15 protein-coding genes are annotated in these 15,407 nt (G+C 63.9%); 10 read left to right on the top strand and 5 right to left on the bottom strand.

Going from position 1 to position 15,407, the window contains the following annotated elements; translation table 11 throughout:
• Positions 1–135: 135 nt before the first annotated feature.
• Positions 136–816 carry a transposase gene (locus RS897_RS35605; RefSeq protein ID WP_315833341.1) on the top strand — a complete coding sequence of 227 codons (681 nt, stop codon included), beginning with the start codon at positions 136–138 and terminating at the stop codon, positions 814–816.
• Positions 817–820: 4 nt separating this feature from the next.
• Positions 821–1,021 (top strand): hypothetical protein, encoded by a 201-nt coding sequence (locus RS897_RS35600; RefSeq protein WP_315833340.1) that lies wholly within the window; start codon positions 821–823, stop codon positions 1,019–1,021.
• Positions 1,022–1,149: 128 nt separating this feature from the next.
• Here RS897_RS35600 and plsY read toward each other — a convergent pair whose 3' ends face one another.
• From plsY to RS897_RS35585, 3 genes are all read right to left on the bottom strand, one after another.
• Positions 1,150–1,746, bottom strand: coding sequence for a glycerol-3-phosphate 1-O-acyltransferase PlsY (gene plsY / locus RS897_RS35595; protein ID WP_315833339.1), 597 nt, complete (start codon positions 1,744–1,746; stop codon positions 1,150–1,152).
• A 203-nt stretch (positions 1,747–1,949) separates the two neighbouring features.
• Positions 1,950–3,251 (bottom strand): dihydroorotase, encoded by a 1,302-nt coding sequence (locus RS897_RS35590; protein WP_315833338.1) that lies wholly within the window; start codon positions 3,249–3,251, stop codon positions 1,950–1,952.
• Between the two features lie 4 nt (positions 3,252–3,255).
• A complete protein-coding gene (locus tag RS897_RS35585; RefSeq protein ID WP_315833337.1) occupies positions 3,256–4,209 on the bottom strand; it encodes an aspartate carbamoyltransferase catalytic subunit in 954 nt (317 codons plus the stop codon).
• Positions 4,210–4,368: 159 nt separating this feature from the next.
• On the opposite strand from RS897_RS35585, the gene RS897_RS35580 reads away from it, so the two are divergent.
• Positions 4,369–5,130 (top strand): M15 family metallopeptidase, encoded by a 762-nt coding sequence (locus RS897_RS35580; protein ID WP_315833336.1) that lies wholly within the window; start codon positions 4,369–4,371, stop codon positions 5,128–5,130.
• Positions 5,131–5,209: 79 nt separating this feature from the next.
• Positions 5,210–6,862 (top strand): acyl-CoA dehydrogenase family protein, encoded by a 1,653-nt coding sequence (locus RS897_RS35575; protein WP_315833335.1) that lies wholly within the window; start codon positions 5,210–5,212, stop codon positions 6,860–6,862.
• A gap of 6 nt (positions 6,863–6,868) precedes the next feature.
• Here the strand turns inward: RS897_RS35575 and RS897_RS35570 are convergent, their stop codons facing one another.
• Positions 6,869–7,795, bottom strand: coding sequence for an AEC family transporter (locus tag RS897_RS35570; protein WP_315833334.1), 927 nt, complete (start codon positions 7,793–7,795; stop codon positions 6,869–6,871).
• 2 nt (positions 7,796–7,797) lie between these two features.
• Entirely contained in the window at positions 7,798–8,289 is a 492-nt protein-coding gene (gene ruvX / locus RS897_RS35565; RefSeq protein ID WP_315833333.1) for a Holliday junction resolvase RuvX, read from the bottom strand.
• Positions 8,290–8,606: 317 nt separating this feature from the next.
• Between ruvX and gatC the strand changes: the two genes are divergently transcribed.
• The 6 genes from gatC (at position 8,607) to RS897_RS35535 (ending at position 15,348) form a co-directional block, all read left to right on the top strand.
• On the top strand, positions 8,607–8,894 hold the full coding sequence (gene gatC, locus RS897_RS35560) for an Asp-tRNA(Asn)/Glu-tRNA(Gln) amidotransferase subunit GatC (protein WP_315833332.1): 288 nt from the start codon (positions 8,607–8,609) through the stop codon (positions 8,892–8,894).
• 30 nt (positions 8,895–8,924) lie between these two features.
• Positions 8,925–9,155, top strand: a complete 231-nt coding sequence (locus RS897_RS35555) for a hypothetical protein (RefSeq protein ID WP_315833331.1) — start codon at positions 8,925–8,927, stop codon at positions 9,153–9,155.
• A complete protein-coding gene (gatA, locus tag RS897_RS35550; protein WP_315833330.1) occupies positions 9,152–10,621 on the top strand; it encodes an Asp-tRNA(Asn)/Glu-tRNA(Gln) amidotransferase subunit GatA in 1,470 nt (489 codons plus the stop codon). The genes RS897_RS35555 and gatA overlap by 4 nt, the downstream gene beginning before the upstream one ends.
• Before the next feature lie 115 nt (positions 10,622–10,736).
• Positions 10,737–12,110: a patatin-like phospholipase family protein gene (locus tag RS897_RS35545; RefSeq protein ID WP_315833329.1), complete on the top strand. Its 1,374-nt coding sequence runs from the start codon at positions 10,737–10,739 to the stop codon at positions 12,108–12,110.
• 107 nt (positions 12,111–12,217) lie between these two features.
• Positions 12,218–13,702 (top strand): Asp-tRNA(Asn)/Glu-tRNA(Gln) amidotransferase subunit GatB, encoded by a 1,485-nt coding sequence (gene gatB, locus RS897_RS35540; RefSeq protein WP_315833328.1) that lies wholly within the window; start codon positions 12,218–12,220, stop codon positions 13,700–13,702.
• A gap of 1,379 nt (positions 13,703–15,081) precedes the next feature.
• Positions 15,082–15,348 (top strand): hypothetical protein, encoded by a 267-nt coding sequence (locus tag RS897_RS35535; RefSeq protein WP_315833327.1) that lies wholly within the window; start codon positions 15,082–15,084, stop codon positions 15,346–15,348.
• The last annotated feature ends 59 nt before the right edge of the window (positions 15,349–15,407 follow it).

The following is a 15,407-nucleotide window of genomic DNA, read 5'->3' as shown; positions in this document are numbered from 1 at the left end:
CCTCCTTGTGGCCTAAAGTGATTCGGTGATGCCGAATTCACATTAGCCCCACCGCCTTCTGTGTTGCGAAGGCCGGCTAGATGATCTTCAGTGCACTAAATTGACATCGCGGCCACCTCGCGTCATCGTCGGGGCATGGCCCGTCTCGCCCGCGTCGTCGTTCCCGGTATTCCGCACCACGTCACCCAGCGGGGCAACGGCCGCGCGCGGACCTTCTTCGAAGACGCCGACTATGCGCTCTATCGCGATCTGTTGGCGGAACATTGCGGCCAGGCCGGGGTCGAGGTGTGGGCCTGGTGCCTGATGCCCAACCACGTGCACCTCATCCTGGTCCCGTCCGATATCGACGGGCTGCGCCGGGCGCTGGCGGCGGCACACCGCCGCTATGCCGGCATCATCCACGCGCGGCGCAAGCGCACCGGGCATTTCTGGCAGGGGCGCTTCGGCGCCGTCGCCATGGACGAGGCGCATCTCGCCGCCGTATTGCGCTATGTGTCGCTCAATCTGGTGCGGGCGCGGCTGGTTGCCCGCGCGCAGGACTGGCGCTGGGCGAGCACGCGGGCGCACCTGTCGGGTAAGGATGACGGGATCACGGAACGCAAGCCTGTTCGTGACCGCTTTCCCCGCTTTGCGGATCTGCTCGCGGCGGAAACAGACGTCGAGGTGTTCGACCGGCTGCGCGCCGCCGAGAGTATCGGCCGGCCACTGGGCGACGACCGCTTCCTGAGCCGCATCGAACGCGCCACCAAGCGCCAGCTCAAGCCGCGCAAGCGTGGACCGAAGCCGCGGACGGACGTGGAGGGGGATGATGGATAGTTTTATGCACTGTCACCGAAATACGGATGAGCCCCACCAGGGCTTTGCGGGCTCCGACTGGGAAAGTGGCATCGAGTCGGAGCTCAATCAGCTGGTCCAGGCGATGGCAACCCACTCGGTCAGCGATACAGGCTTCCTCGCGATCGCAGCTGCCAATGCCGCGAAACCGCCGGTGCCCGCCGTGATCGCGCCGTCATGGCATTGAGGGTGCGAGCGGTTACGGGACGCTGGCAAGGTAGGTAGGCGATAAGGCCGAAGGGGCAGGGATAAGGCCGAAGGGGCGCGGGTCGAAAGACCGGCGCCCCTTCGTTGATCTGTAATCGGTTGGGAGCCTCAGCCCTTCGACCCGATCCGGCCCTCCGTCCCGTTCATCAGCCTCTGGATGTTCGGCCGGTGCATATACCAAAGCAACGCGGTCAGGATCAGGAACAGCAGCGACATCGGATAGTAGCCGAACCACCACAGCGAGATCGGCGTCACCGCGCTGGCCACCAGCGCGGAGAGGGAGGAGTAGCGCGAGGCAAAAGCTGTCGCGAGCCAGATGATGCAGAAGCCGACCGCGGCCGGCCAGAACAGGCCCAGCAGCACGCCGATATAGGTGGCGACGCCCTTGCCGCCCTTGAATTTCAGCCAGACCGGAAACAGGTGGCCGAGGAAGGCGCCGAGCGCGGCCACCATGGCGGCTTGCGGCCCGGCGATGAGGCCTGCGATGATCACGGCGGCGGTGCCCTTCAGCATATCGCCGATCAGGGTCAGCGCAGCGAGGTCCTTGCGGCCGGTGCGCAGCACATTGGTGGCGCCGATATTGCCGGAGCCGATGGCGCGCACATCGCCGGTGCCGGCGAGTTTCGTCAGCAGAAGGCCGAACGGAATCGAGCCGAGCAGGTAGCCCAGCACAAGCGCCGGCAGCAGCATCAGTTCAGGAGACATCGGCGTTCCTTGTCAGTCACCAATCGCGAAGCCGGTTGTTCCGTCATCCTGAGGTGGCCGTGCGTAGCGCGGCCCTCGAAGGGCGACGGCCCCGGCCGTCCATCCTTCGAGGCTCACCCTGCGGTGCAGTGCACCGCACGGCTCGCACCTCAGGATGACGGACAACCTAGTTGCATCTCAATTCGTGATCGAACGATCGTCGATCACACGTGTTCGTAGACCGTGCGCCCGCCGATGATGGTGCGCTCGACCCGGCCGGAGAACTTGGCCTCGTCGAACGGGGTGTTCTTGCACGGCGACTTCAGGTCGGCCGGATCGAGCACCCACGGCACCTCGGTGTCAATCACGATCAGGTCGGCCGGCGCGCCCGGGCGCAGCGTGCCGCCAGGCAGGCCCAAGAGTTCCGCCGGGCGCGTCGACATCGCGCGGATCAGGTCTTTCAGCTTGAGGCCGTCATTGTGCACCAGACGCAGCGCGGCCGGCAGCATGGTCTCCAGGCCAATCGCGCCGGCGGCGGCTTCCGCGAACGGCAGCCGCTTGGTCTCGACGTCCTGCGGATTGTGGTCCGACATGATGACATCGACCAGGCCCGAGGTGATGGCGGCGGCCAGCGCCAGCCGGTGCTCTTCGGTGCGCAGCGGCGGCGACAGCTTCAGGAAGGTGCGGTAGGGGCCGATGTCGTTTTCGTTCAGGGTCAGATGATTGATCGACACCGAGGCGCTGACGTTCAGCCCGGCGTCGCGGGCGCGGCGCAGGATCTCCAGGGATTCCATGCAGGTGAGGGAAGCTGCGTGGTAGCGGCCGCCGCTCAGCGCCACCAGGCGCATGTCGCGCTCCAGCACCACGGCTTCCGCCGCGCTGGGAATGCCGAGCAGGCCGAGGCGCGAGGCAAACTCGCCCTCGTTCATGACGCCTTCGCCGACCAGGTTCGGATCTTCGGTGTGGTGCACGATCAGCGCGTCGAAGTCGCGGGCGTAAGTGAGGGTGTGGCGCATCACCTGCGCATTCATCACGCTGTGGGCGCCGTCGGTGAAGGCGACCGCGCCTGCGGCCTTCAACAGGCCGATCTCGGTCATCTCCTCGCCGCGCATTCCCTTGGTCAGCGCCGCCATCGGATGGATGTTGACGATGGCGGTGTCGCGCGAGCGGCGCAGCACGAAGTCCACCGTCGCCGAGTTGTCGATCACAGGCGAGGTGTCCGGCTGGCAGATGATGGTGGTGATGCCGCCGGCCGCCGCGGCGCGGCTGGCGGAGGCAAAAGTCTCGCGGTGGCTGGCGCCGGGCTCGCCGACAAAGGCGCGCATGTCGATCAGGCCTGGCGTCACCACCTTGCCGGCGCAGTTGACGATATCGGTGCCTTCGGGGACGCCGGCGGCGCCGATGCCGCGCCGCGCATCGCGGATCACGCCGTCGGCGATCAGCACGTCGCCGGGGCCGTCCATATCGCGCGAGGGATCGATGATGTGGGCGTTGGCGAGCAGGATGGGGCGGCGGTCAGTCAGCATGATATCACGCGTTCGGCAGGTTGCGGGCGAGGGCTTCCAGCACCGCCATGCGCACCGCCACACCCATTTCCACCTGTTCGCGGATCAGCGACTGGGCGCCGTCGGCGACGATGGAGTCGATCTCGACGCCGCGGTTCATCGGGCCCGGGTGCATCACCAAGGCGTCGGGCTTGGCGTAGGACAGCTTCTTCTGGTCGAGGCCATAATAATGGAAGTATTCGCCGCTGGAGGGGATCAGCGAACCGTTCATGCGCTCGCGCTGCAGCCGCAGCATCATCACGATGTCGGCGCCGTGCAATCCCTCGCGCATGTCGCGGGCGACTTCGACGCCCATGCGCTCGATGCCGGGCGGCAGCAGCGTCGACGGCGCGACCACGCGCACCCGCGCGCCCATGGTGGTGAGCAGGATGATGTTGGAACGCGCCACGCGCGAATGCATCACGTCGCCGCAGATCGCAATCAGCAGGCCCTCGAGCCGGCCTTTGTTGCGGCGGATGGTCAGGGCATCGAGCAGGGCTTGGGTGGGATGCTCATGGGCGCCGTCGCCGGCATTGATCACGGAGCCGTCGACCTTGCGGGCCAGCAGTTCCACCGCGCCCGACGCGTGATGCCGCACCACCAGGATGTCCGGGTGCATGGCGTTCAGCGTGACGGCGGTGTCCATCAGCGTCTCGCCCTTGCGCATGGAGGACGATGACACCGACATGTTCATGACGTCGGCGCCCAGCCGCTTGCCGGCGATCTCGAACGAGGACTGGGTGCGGGTGGAGGCCTCGAAGAACAGGTTGACCTGGGTGCGCCCGCGCAGGTCGGAGCGCTTCTTGTCGACCTGGCGGTTGAGCTCGACATATTCTTCCGACAGATCGAGCAGGCCGGAAATATCGTGATGGGAAAGGCCTTCGATCCCCAGCAGATGGCGATGGGCGAACACGAAGGACGATTTTGGTGCGCTAGTCATTAAAGCAAGAGCTATAGGGAGAGTTGCCGGGGAGGGCAAGGCGGATTCGCCCCCCGCGGACTTATCCCCGGCCAATTCCGGCAGGCCTCGCAAAGTCTTGAAATGGGACGATGCGTGTCGGTGGGTCTCCCGGGTGGTCCAGACAGGGTTCAAGTTGAGATGCCTGACGTGAAGAGCCTCATCGCCGCAGGATTGGGTTGCCTGCTGGCGCTGGTTCTGGGTTCCGCCGCCGCGGCGCAGGGGCTGCCTGACGATTTCGTGTTTCTGCGCGACGTCGATCCCAGCATCCGGCAGGACATCCGCTATGCCGGACTCAATAATTTTGTCGGGCGACGCCTGCCGGGCTACGACGCTGCCGAATGTGTGGTGAAGCGGGCGGTGGCCCGGGCGCTGGCGCAGGTGCAGCGCGATCTTGCGCCGCGGCGGCTATCCCTGAAGATGTACGATTGCTACCGGCCGGCGCGGGCGGTGCACGATATGGTGGTGTGGTCCAAAGACGGCCGGGAGACACCGGCGCAGCACACTTACAATCCCGGGATGCGCAAGGCGGATTTGTTCCGGCTCGGCTACATCGCCGAGCATTCCGGGCATTCGACCGGCGCGGCCGTCGACCTGACCCTGGTGGAGGTGCCGGCACCGAAGGTGGAGGCGTTTGATCCGGGACGACTCTATGGGGATTGCACCGCGGGTGTGCGGCAGCGCGCGCCCGACGATGCCGTGGACATGGGAACCGGCTACGACTGCTCGGACACCAAAGCACATACTGCCGCGGCCGGGATCACGCCGGCGCAGCGGCAGCGGCGCCAGACGCTGGTGGCCGCGATGACGAAAGTGGGTTTCGTGAATTACGCCAAGGAGTGGTGGCATTTCTCGTTGCCCGGCATCGGCGGCGCAGCTTACGATTTCCCGATTGCGCGCTGATGTCGCGTGCGTTGCCGCGTGAAATCGGCGCTGCGCGGGCATAGATTTGCGCGAAGATTGTTTCGGCAGGAAAAGTCCCATGACGCAGGCCTCGTTCGCCACCCACGATGTCCTCAACCAGTCGCCGCCGTTCGAGGACGTCAATCTGTTCACGCTGGACCAGCCGCTGCGGGACGCGGTAGCGGCGACCGCGGGGACTGCGGCCGACGCCGAACTCATCGAATTCGGCGGCCACTGGGGCTCGGCGGCGATGGCGCAGCGCGGCCGGCTTGCCAATGAGAACACGCCAAAGCTGCGGCTGTTCGACGCCAAGGGCTTTCGGCGCGACGAGGTCGAGTTTCATCCGGCCTATCATGAGCTGATGGCGCACAGCGCCCGTGCCGGGCTGCACAATTCGACCTGGACCAGTTTGGGCGCGTCCATGGGGGATGGCGCGGAGGTGATCCGGGCGACCAAATTCTTTATCGCCGCGCAGGTTGAGACCGGGCACCTCTGCCCGATCACCATGACCCGCGCCGCGGTCGGTGCGCTGGCGGTCGATTCGGCGGTGTTGGAAAAGGTCATGCCGGTACTCGGCACGCGCAGCTACGATCCGAGTTTTGCGCCATGGCCGTCCAAGCGCGGCATGACCATCGGCATGGGCATGACCGAAAAGCAGGGCGGCACCGACGTGCGCGCCAACATGACCCGGGCCGAGCCGGACGGCAGCGGCGCCTATCGCATCACCGGGCATAAATGGTTCATGTCGGCGCCGATGTGCGACGCGTTCCTGGTGCTGGCCCAGGCGCCGGGCGGGCTGACCTGTTTTGTCATGCCGCGCTTCACCCCCGATGGTCAGGTCAACGCCATCCACTTCCAGCGCCTGAAGGACAAGCTCGGCAACCGCTCCAATGCCTCGTCCGAGGTCGAGTTCACCGGCACTCATGCGCTGCGCCTGGGCGAGGAGGGCCGCGGTGTGCCGACCATCATCCAGATGGTGTCGCTGACCCGGCAGGACTGCGCCATCGCCTCGGCCGGTCTGATGCGCTCGGGCCTCGCGCATGCGTTGCATCACACAAGACATCGCAGCGTGTTCCAGAAGCATCTGGTGGACCAGCCCTTGATGCGCAGCGTGCTCGCCGACATGGCGCTGCATGTGGAGGCGTCGACTGCGCTGGTGATGCGGCTCTGCCATTCGTTTGATCTTGCGCCGACCGACGCCGGTGAGGCCGCGCGGATGCGGCTGCTGACGCCGGTGGTGAAATACTGGACCTGCAAGAGTGCGCCAGGCTTCCTCTACGAGGCGATGGAGTGCCTGGGCGGCAACGGCTATGTCGAGGAGGGCATTCTGGCGCGCCATTACCGCGAGGCGCCGGTGAATGCGATCTGGGAAGGTTCCGGCAACGTCATGTGCCTCGACGTGCTCCGCGCGCTCGGCCGTGAGCCGGAGGCTGCGCAAGCCGTGTTGCAGGCGCTGGCGGACGAGACCCGGGGGCTTCCCGGCATCGCCGAGGCATTTGCCTTTGTCGGCAAGGCCTTGCGCGGGTCGGAGTCCGAGCGTCTGGCACGCGCCGCGGTCGAACAGCTCGCGCTGATCGCGGCAGTCGCTGGTCTAAAAATGGTCCAACCCGACCACGCCGCCCTGTTCGCCGCCACCCGCCTGACCGGCGACGCCGGTCATTTCTACGGCGCGGCTGACCTGTCTGTTGACGACAGCCGTGCCCTGCTGGCGCGGGCGTTGCCGGAGTTCTGAAGCACGTTATTGGACCAGCGCCAGCGCGATCGGCATGGTGATAGCTGCAAAAGCGGTCTGCAGGGTGACAATCTGGGCAATCAGCGGCGCATCGCCGCCCATCTGCTTGGCCAGCAGATAGGCCGACGAGGCCGTCGGCACCGCCGAGCAGCAGGCCACAACCACGAGACCCGCTCCGCCGACGCCGAACAGCAAAGCAAGCGCGATTGCGATCAGCGGCATCACGACAAGCTTCAACGCGACGGCAATGATTGCAGCACCAGTCGGGCGCAGCAGCGCTTTCGGATCGAGCCCGGCGCCGACCGTCAGCAGCCCCGTGGCCAGCGATGCTCGTCCCAGCGCATCGACGAAGTCATTCAGCGCGGTCGGGATCGGCACCCCAGACAGATTGACCGCAAGGCCGATCACGCAGCCCCAGGTCAGCGGATTGCCGGATATCGCCTTGAGCAGCGCCATCGGCGGCAGCCGCTGCGGCGACGCATAATGTGCGAGGACCGAGACGCACATCACGTTCAGGATCGGGATCATCGCCACCATGGCGACGGACGCCAGCGCCAGGCCGCGATAGCCGAACAAATTGCCGGCGACCGCGAGCGCGATGTAGGTCTGCCAGCGCGTCGCGCCCTGAAACACCGACGAAAATGCCGGGCCGTCCACGTTCAAACGGTTTGCGAGCAGCGGGCGCAAGGCGAAGCACAGAGCCGACATCACCAGCACCGCAAGCAACAGCGCCCCGCCGACCCCGAACACCGGTACGGACGAGAGATCCGCGCGGGCGAGAGTGTAGATCAGCAACGCCGGGAACAGCACATAGTAGCTGAGCTGCTCGATCCCGACCCATTGGGCGGAGTTCGACAACAGCGTGCGGCTCAAGCCATAGCCGAGCACGATCAGCATGAAGATCGGCACAAGCGCCGTGAGTACCACCAGCATGGTCAGGCTGTTCCGCCGGAATGGCGCAGGCTCGCCAACCGGTCGAGCGCGCCCTGGAGAATGAAGATTGCGGCGTGCTCGTCGATCACCTTGGCGCGCTTGGCGCGGCTGGCGTCGGCGGCGATCAGTTCGCGCTCCACCGCCGCGGTGGAGAGCCGCTCGTCCCAGAGACCGATGGCGAGATCGGTGAGGCGGGCAAAGTTGCGGGCGAAGGCACGGGTCGATTGGGCGCGTGGACCTTCGCTGCCATCCATGTTGATCGGCAGCCCCAGCACGAACCCCACCACCTTCCGTTCGCCCGCCAGCGCCAACAGCCGTGCGGCGTCCGCCGTGAACGCCTTGCGCTGGATCGTCTCGACCCCGGTCGCCAGCCTGCGATCAGGGTCGGACACAGCAACGCCGATGGTCTTGGTGCCGAGATCGAGGCCGATCAGCGGTCCGCGATCCGGCCAATGGGTTGCAGCGTCGATCAGAGGAAGGATTTGTGCCGGCATCGTCATCGCTTAACACGCGCGATACAATTGACGCAAAGCGACAGAGGCCACGAGAGTCGCGACGATCATGCCCCTTCGGCCTCATGGAGGCGATCCGGGCGGTCGTGGCCTCGCGCGGCTGGTATGCAACGGCCCCGGCAGCCTGCGGATGAGCCGTTCGGCGAGCATTTGTCCGGTCCAATTGACATTGGCGAACCGCTCAAAAATGCTCTATACGGCAGCGGAACGCGGCGTTTGCCGCCCATTTTTACCCGTTGCACGCGGTGCGGCCGATCCGGCCGGGCCGGGCAGCGGTTGGGAGCTTAGGGACCGTCGCCATGTCAGTCGATGCAGCCACCGTGCGCCGGATTGCGCATCTTGCGCGGATCGCGGTGCAGGACGACGAGGTTCCGCATCTGCAGGGCGAGTTGAACGCCATGCTAGCCTTTGTCGAGCAACTGTCCGAGGTCAATGTGGATGGTATCGAGCCGATGACCTCGGTGACGCCGATGGAGATGAAAAAGCGGCCCGACCTGGTCAATGACGGCGAAATCGCCGATGTCGTGATCGCAAATGCGCCGGCGACGGAAGATCATTTCTTCCTGGTGCCGAAAGTCGTCGAGTAAGTCGAACGCGAGCCCAGGAAGCCAACCGCGATGTGTCTGCTCTGCGATGACGAGAAGGCCTATCAGGCGTACATGGCCTATCTCGATGACATGCAGCGCCAGGGCAAGGGCGCCGATCCCGACAAGGCGATGGATGCTGCTATTTCAGCCCTGACCTCGTCGAATAAGGTCGCCGACACCACGCTCTCGATTCACACACCGGCGGTGTCCACGCCGTCCGCCCCTCGTTCTCCTTTTTCCTGTGATCCGGTTGACGAATGACTGACCTGACGTCGCTGACGCTGGCCGAGGCCCGCGACGGCCTGAAAGCCAAAGCCTTCACCTCGCTCGAACTGACCGACGCCCATCTCGCGGCTGTCGAGCAGGCGCGGGCGCTCAATGCGTTCGTGCTGGAAACACCGGACGAAGCGCGCATGATGGCGCGCGCCGCCGACATCAAAATAGGCAAGGGCGAGGGCGGTCCGCTCAGCGGCCTTCCGCTCGGCATCAAGGATCTGTTCGCCACCAAAGGGGTGCGGACAACGGCCTGCTCCAAGATTCTCGGCAACTTCGTGCCGCCTTATGAATCCACGGTGACCTCGCAGCTCTGGCGCGACGGCGCGGTGATGCTCGGCAAGCTCAACAATGACGAGTTCGCCATGGGCTCGTCGAACGAGACCTCCGCGCTCGGCTCGGTGGTCAATCCCTGGCGCCGCGAAGGCGCGAACACAAAACTCGTTCCCGGTGGATCGTCGGGCGGCTCGGCTGCGGCGGTTGCCGCCGGTCTTTGTGTGGGCGCAACCGGCACCGACACCGGCGGCTCGATCCGCCAGCCCGCGGCGTTCACCGGCATTGTCGGCATCAAGCCGACCTACGGTCGCTGTTCGCGCTGGGGCATTGTCGCGTTCGCCTCGTCGCTCGATCAGGCGGGCCCGTTTGCCCGGACCGTGCGTGATACCGCGATCCTGATGCGCTCGATGGCCGGGTATGATCCGAAGGACAGCACCTCGGCAAATCAGCCCGTGCCGGATTTCGAAGCTGCGGTCGGGCAATCGGTCAAAGGCATGAAGATCGGTATCCCCAGGGAATATCGCCTCGACGGTATGTCGGCGGAGATCGAAAAACTGTGGGGTCGGGGTGCGGAGTGGCTGAAAGCCGCAGGCGCCGAGCTTGTCGAGGTCTCGCTGCCTCACACCAGGTACGCGCTTCCGGCGTACTATATTGTCGCACCCGCCGAGGCCTCGTCCAATCTCGCCCGTTACGACGGCGTGCGTTACGGCCTGCGCGAACCGGGACGCAACATCATCGAGATGTACGAGAATACCCGAGCTGCTGGTTTCGGTGCCGAGGTGCGTCGCCGTGTCATGATCGGCACCTATGTGCTCTCGGCCGGCTATTATGATGCCTATTACCTGCGGGCGCAGAAGGTCCGCACCTTGATCAAGAAGGATTTCGAAGATTGTTTCGCCACGGGGGTGCACGCGATCCTGACGCCGGCGACGCCGTCGGCCGCCTTCGGGATTGGTGAAAAAGCCGATCCGATCGAGATGTACCTCAACGACATCTTCACGGTGCCGGTGAATATGGCGGGCTTGCCAGGCATCGCGGTCCCCGCCGGCAAGGACGGGCAGGGGCTGCCGCTCGGCCTGCAACTGATCGGTCGCCCGTTCGAAGAAAGCACTCTGTTCTCGCTCGGTGAAGTGATCGAGCAGGCGGCCGGGCGCTTCACGCCCACGAGATGGTGGTAACGACCGTAATCCCACCCCAATTAACCTTATTAGGTATCGCTGATGCCGACGCTGATCGAACGGCGCCGGAGTGCGGTACATTATGGGCACGGGGACGTGTCGTCGGGAGCGTTGTGTGCGGTCGTGGGGTTTGGCGTTTGTCTTGACGGCCTGCGTGGTGGCCGTGTCCGGCTGCGCCTCGGTCTATAACCTGCCATCCAACCAGCCGCTCTCCGCGGCCCAGCCCGTCAACACCGTCGCGGGAATGGATCCCGTGTTCACCGGCGACGTGCTCCTGGCGCTGTCGTTCTCTGGCGGCGGAACACGCGCTGCCGCGTTCTCGTTCGGTGTGCTCAACGAACTCGAACGCTCCCGCACCGGGTCAGGGTCGCTGATCGATCGCGTCGACTTCGTGTCGGGGGTGTCCGGTGGCTCGATCACGGCAGCTTATTTCGGACTGAAGCGCCGGGCCGCGCTCGACGATTTCCGCGAGCGGTTCCTGCTGCGCAATGCGGAGGAGGGGCTGAACACCAAGATCAGCCTCGGCAATCTTGGTCGCGCGCTCGGTGGCGGCGTCAATAGCAGTCAGTTTCCGAGCTGGCTGGATCAAAATCTGTTCGACGGGGCGACGTTCGGAGCATTCCCGAGCGATCGCAGCCCGCAGATCCTGATCAATGCGTCCGATATCTACAATCGGGTTCCGTTCGTGTTCGGCAAAGCCACGTTCGATGCGCTGTGCAGCAATATCGGTTCGTACCGATTAGCCGATGCCGTTGCCGCATCAGCCGCGGTGCCGGTGGCGTTCGCGCCGATCGTGCTGGAGACGTATCCGGGCGGATGCGGCGCGCGTCTGCCGGCTTGGGTGGACAAGGCCCGCAACAATCCCGACGTGCAGCCGCTGCTGCGCTCCTACGCGCAGGCGCTGGGACGCTACCACGATGGCTCGATGAAATACGTCAAGCTGCTCGATGGCGGCCTGGTCGACAATTACGGGCTCTCCGGTCTCAGCATCGGAATGCTGGCCGCGGAGCGCGCTTATGAGCCGATGACCGAACGCCAGGCTGCGCGCGTGCGGCGGATCATGTTCCTGGTCGTTGATGCCGGGCGCGGGCCGTCGGGCGACTGGGCTAACCGTCTTGAAGGGCCATCAGGTCCCGAACTGGTCGCGGCCGCCGCCGACACCGCGATCGATGCGAGTGTGCGCTCGAGCTACGCCGCCTTCAGCGCTCTCGTGAACGACTGGACCGTGAAGGTGCGCCGTTGGCGCTGCGGGCTGTCGGGGGCCGATCGGGCTCGTCTCGGCCTGCCGGCGGGCTGGAAATGCAATGACGTCAGCGCATTCGTCGACCGGATCGGCTTCGATCGGCTGGGTACGGCGCGGGCCGGCATCCTGGAAGCCGTTCCGACGCGGCTGACGCTGCCGGCGGAGCAGGTCGATCTGTTGATCCAGGGAGGGGCGGATGCTCTGCGCAGCAGCCAATCCTTTCAGTCCTTCCGCAGGGGCTTGTAAACCGTCCTGCCGGGCTGTCCCGGGCTTGACTGGCCTCATCCATTGGGCGAAGCGATAGGGCGAAATTGCTCGAAAATGGTCGAACGCCGCTGTTATTGGATACCGTCATGAACGCACCCGTCAAACCGTCGAAGCTGATCAAGGGCGCCACCGGCGACTGGGAAGTGGTGATCGGGCTGGAAATTCACGCCCAGGTGATGTCGCAGTCCAAACTGTTTTCCGGCTCTTCGACTGCGTTCGGCGGCGACCCCAACGCCCATGTGTCGCTGGTCGATGCCGCCATGCCGGGAATGCTGCCGGTCATCAACGCGGAGTGCGTGGCGCAGGCGGTTCGCACCGGCCTCGGTCTGAAGGCCGCGATCAACCTGCGTTCGACCTTCGACCGCAAGAATTATTTTTATCCCGACTCGCCGCAGGGTTACCAGATCAGCCAATACAAGTCGCCGATCGTGGGCGAAGGCATCGTCATCGCCGAAACCGAGGACGGGGAGAGCTTCAGCGTCGGCATCGAGCGCCTGCATCTGGAGCAGGACGCCGGTAAATTGCTGCACGACCAGCACCCGGCCCTGTCGTTTGTCGATCTGAACCGGTGCGGGGTCGCACTGATGGAGATCGTGTCCAAGCCCGACATCCGCTCCTCCGACCAAGCCTGTGCCTACGTCACCAAGATGCGCTCGATCCTGCGCTATCTCGGAACGTGTGACGGCGACATGGAGAAGGGCAGCCTCCGCGCCGACGTCAACGTGTCGGTGCGTCGTCCCGGTGAGCCGTTCGGAACCCGCTGCGAGATCAAGAATATCAACTCGATCCGCTTCATCGGTCAGGCGATCGAGTTTGAGGCGCGCCGCCAGATCGGAGTTCTCGAGGACGGCGGCAGCATCGACCAGGAGACCCGGCTGTTCGACGCCGTGAAGGGCGAGACCCGGTCGATGCGTTCCAAGGAAGAGGCGCATGACTATCGCTATTTCCCGGATCCGGACCTGCTGCCGCTGGAGTTCACGCAAAGCTTCGTCGACGAGTTGAAGGCGCACCTGCCGGAATTGCCCGATGAGAAGAAAGCGCGATTCATCAGGGACTTCGGCCTGTCGTCGTACGATGCCAGTGTGCTCGTGAATGAGCAGGAGAGCGCCAACTTCTATGAGGCGGTGCTGGCGGCGCTCGCCGACAAGGCGCGTGACGGCAAGCTGGCGGCGAACTGGGTGATCAACGAACTGTTCGGGCGCCTGAACAAGGAGAGCAAGGACATTGCATCATCCCCGGTGTCGGCGACGCAATTGAGCGCGATCGTCGACCTGATCGGAGAACAAACCATCTCCGGAAAGATCGCGAAGGATCTGTTCGAGATCGTCTGGAGCGAGGGCGGCGATCCGCGGGCGCTGGTGGAAGCGCGCGGCATGAAGCAGGTCACCGATCTCGGCGCCATCGAGAAGGTGGTGGACGACATCATTGCCGCCAATCCGGACAAGGTGGCGCAGGTTACGGCGAAGCCGGCGATGATCGGCTGGTTCGTCGGCCAGGTGATGAAGTCGTCGGGTGGCAAAGCCAATCCGCAGGCGGTGAACGACCTGCTGAAATCCAAACTCGGCCTTTGACCGAGTGCGCGACGCGCGATCGTCGCAGTTCGTTTCTGGAAAAATCGGGTGCACGCGGGGGCGAGATCACGACCCTCGCGGTCTCGCGAGACGATAAACGGGCCGACCTCCGGGTGCGAATCACTATCAGCGATTCGCTCAAATCAGGTCGGTTGGCCAGCATCGGCGACGTTTTATACCCACACCCTTGAAAATAATTTTATTGCCAAGTTTGGCGACTCAGAGTCCGCGAAACGCGATTTTGAATGCTTCCGCGACTCGGTTCGGCGACTGTCGAATGCAAAATTGAATCAACACGAATGAAGAATAGGCCTTTAATTAAGGCACTTCGTCGATGTTGACACGATGGCGTCTGGGTTTCTCGCATGTCACCCGCATCACGCCGCGCGTTCGCTGCGTTGTCGAAGCTGAATGTGCGCAACACGCCGCGTGTCGAGAACGTCAACACTTCCTTAAGCGAGACACTGTTTTTTTCCATCTGTTGGTGTAATCCAAGAGAAGTGCATTTCGATTCCCGAGTGCACACAGCGATTAAGCCATCTCACATCTTATGGAGGGCAACATGGCCAAGAAAGCGAAGAAGGCGAAGAAGGCGAAGTCCGCAGTGAAGAAGACTGCGAAGAAGACCCGCAAGGTCGCCAAGAAGAAGAAGTAAGGCATTGCCTTATGAATTGCCGGCAGTCATTGCCGGTATCGTCATAAGAGCACCGCAGATATCCGCGACGCGGAGTTCGACCGGACTGCTCTGAACGACGAAAGAGGGTGTCGGCGAGACATCAGGTCAGGCGGCCAGATCGTTCCTCTCATCAGAGTTCGCTCGGATGAAGGTCGGTCTGGTAGAAGAGCAAAACGATCTTCAATCGTTGCGGATCAGTGGTCCGCAATTTTACCGGCAGCTTCGCCTGTGTGAGATCTTGATCCTGACGTGTTCACCGACGCCCTCGTTCTCGTACCGGCCGAGCTAGCCGGCCCCCCAAGACATCTTCCAAAATTTTGCTTCCTGTCGCCACTGATGCCGCGCTTTGTCGTGCCCGGCGATAAAGTCGGACGGCCTCGCGAGCTTGGGGCGCTGCTTTCGAGCATGGTTATCGGTCCGCCAAGCGCGACGGTAAATCAATTGCTGCCCTGTCTCGAAAGTTATTGAAAAACAACAAATTTCTCACTTCGTCGGTGCTTTCACCCGAGCGGCGTTCATCTTCGATTCATCGCGATACTTAAACTGCTCTTCAAATTTGATGGGTCATGATCATCCCAACACGCCGGCACAACGGCGGTGGGGAATAGCAGGCCGTTGGACGTATTTGGACAGGAGCCGCGGCGGTGCATCGACCGGAGACACGGTCCGTTCGCACTTCGGCCGTCAAAGATGGGGAAGTTAGATGTTGCAGATCGATATTCAGACCGACACGGCTTTGCCGGTCGAGGTGAGCGCCAATCCGGACGTGCTGTTTGATCTCGGGATGGTTTATTCGAGCGGGCGCTCGGGCATCGTCGACTTGGTTGCGGCTCATAAATGGTTCAATCTCGCGGCTCTCAAGGGCAGAGTGGACGCAATCGCGATGCGCCGGGAGGTTGCCGCGATGATGTCGGATACCGAGATCGCTTTGGCGCAGCGGGAAGCTCGCGTCTGGATGACCGCGCACTGAGATCATCCTTCCGGCGGCTTGAAAAAATCGCTCGCGCGTTGCTTATCAAGTGAAAGACC

This window comes from Bradyrhizobium prioriisuperbiae, from assembly GCF_032397745.1.
Classification (GTDB): Bacteria; Pseudomonadota; Alphaproteobacteria; order Rhizobiales; family Xanthobacteraceae; genus Bradyrhizobium_A; species Bradyrhizobium_A prioriisuperbiae.
This window is presented reverse-complemented; position numbering and strand designations above follow the sequence as displayed.